The sequence below is a fragment of the Agromyces humi genome, assembly GCF_009720255.1.
GTDB lineage: Bacteria > Actinomycetota > Actinomycetes > Actinomycetales > Microbacteriaceae > Agromyces > Agromyces humi.
This window is the reverse complement of the sequence record NZ_WJSP02000576.1, coordinates 1-1,735: the sequence shown is the minus strand read 5'-3', so window position 1 is coordinate 1,735 and position 1,735 is coordinate 1. Positions and strand designations below refer to the sequence as shown.

General features: G+C 73.4%; 2 protein-coding genes. Both read right to left on the bottom strand.

What is annotated here, in order from left to right:
- Window positions 1-240 precede the first annotated feature (240 nt).
- A complete protein-coding gene (locus GH736_RS22440; RefSeq protein ID WP_203230918.1) occupies window positions 241-1,020 on the bottom strand; it encodes an energy-coupling factor transporter transmembrane component T family protein in 780 nt (259 codons plus the stop codon).
- Window positions 1,017-1,735: ABC transporter ATP-binding protein (locus GH736_RS22435; protein ID WP_159607189.1), on the bottom strand; the 719-nt coding region annotated here is incomplete at its 5' end. The genes GH736_RS22440 and GH736_RS22435, both read right to left, overlap by 4 nt.

The window sequence follows — 1,735 nt, the reverse complement described above, 5'->3', positions numbered from 1 at the left end:
TAGGCGTCATCGAGGCGCACGAGGTGCGGCGGTCGCCCCGGCCACCGGTCGACCAGTGCGTCGGCGAGCGTCGACTTGCCCGCACCGCTCGGCCCGTCGATGAGCACGAGCGGGTTCCGGATGCCGCGCACGGCGTCCTGGATGGCACGAATGGCCGAGGCGGCCGGCTCGCCATCGCGATCGGGTCGGTCCCGGGCGGCCGTCAGGCCTGGGTCGCGGCCACCGGCATGATCGCCGCCGTCAGGACCAGATGACATTCCAGCTCCCCGTGGCGACGGCGACCGTGGCGGACGCCGCGGCCACGAGGCATCCGGCACCGATCACGATCCACTCGACGGCGCCGAATCGCGCCACCCTCGCCCAGGTGCGCCGACCGGGTGCCCCGAAGGCGCGCGCCTCCATCGCGGTGGCGAGGGTGCTCCCCCGCCGGATCGCGAGCACGAGCAGGGCGAACGCCTGCCCGAGACCACGGAGGATCGCGCCGCGGTCACCGACTCCCCTCGCTCGCCGGGCGAGCCGCAGGGTGCGCCAGTCGTCGACGGAGGACCCGACGAGGCGAAGCGCCGCGAGGGCGCCCAGCACGAACCGCGCGGGCAGCCGGAGCGTCTGCGCGAGGCCGTCGGCGAGGTCGGTGGGGTCGATGGTGAGGAACAGCACCACCGCTGGGAGGGCGATCGCGATGACGCGTGCGGTCGTCGCCACGCCGATCTGCACCGAGCCCTCGGTGACGTGGATCACCCCGAAGTCCCAGAGGACGGCACCCGACGGGGCGCCGTAGAGCACCATGCTGAGACCCGTGAGCGGGGCCGCGAGCCACACCGGCAGCGTGCGAGGAGACCAGAGCAGCCCGCCCAGGCCGACGGCGGTGAACAGCACGATCTCGCAGACGATCGCGACCGTCGCCGAGACCACGTCCAGGGTGAGCACGAGCACGATGCTGAGCGGAATGGTCGCGGCGACCTTGGCGACGGGATTCACCGTTGCGAGCGGCAGGCCGGGTCGGACGGCGGCGATGCTCACCGGACCGTCCCCGTTCCTGGGGGCGGCGATGAGGCCATCGCGGCGCCGTCCCCCTGGACATGCCCGAGTCGGAGCCGATCGTCGGCGATCGCGTCGACGAAGGGCTCGTCATGCGTCACCGCCACGACGCCCACCCCATCGTCGCGAAGCCCGACGATGAGCCGGGCGAGTTCGCGCCACGTCGTCGCGTCCTGCCCGAACGTGGGCTCGTCGAGCACGAGCATGCGCGGATGGCCGGCGATGGCGGTCGCGACCGAGAGGCGCCGCTTCTCACCGCCCGACAGGGTGAACGGGTTCGCCTCGGCGAGTCGGTCGAGTCGCAGTGCTGCGAGGAGCTCGTCGGTTCGCGACCGCCGTTCTGATTCGGGCCGACGGAGCGCACGCGGGCCGACCTCGAGCTCGGCGCGCACCGACCCGGTGATGAACTGGTGCTCCGGACTCTGGAAGACCGTGCCGATGCGGGCCAGCAGGTCGCGCGAGCGCCACCGCCAGGGTTCCCCGGCGACGCCGTTCGCGAGCACCGGATCTGCCCGCAGCACGCCGGCATCGGGCCGGAGCAGTCCGGCGAGCGTGAGCGCCAGCGTCGACTTGCCGACGCCGTTGGGACCGGTGACGGCGAGGATGCGGCCCGCCTCGACCTGGGTGTCGACGTCGCGCAGCACCGGTCGTCCGGCGACCCGCGCGACGTCGAGCCCGACGGCGGTGAGCAGCGGAT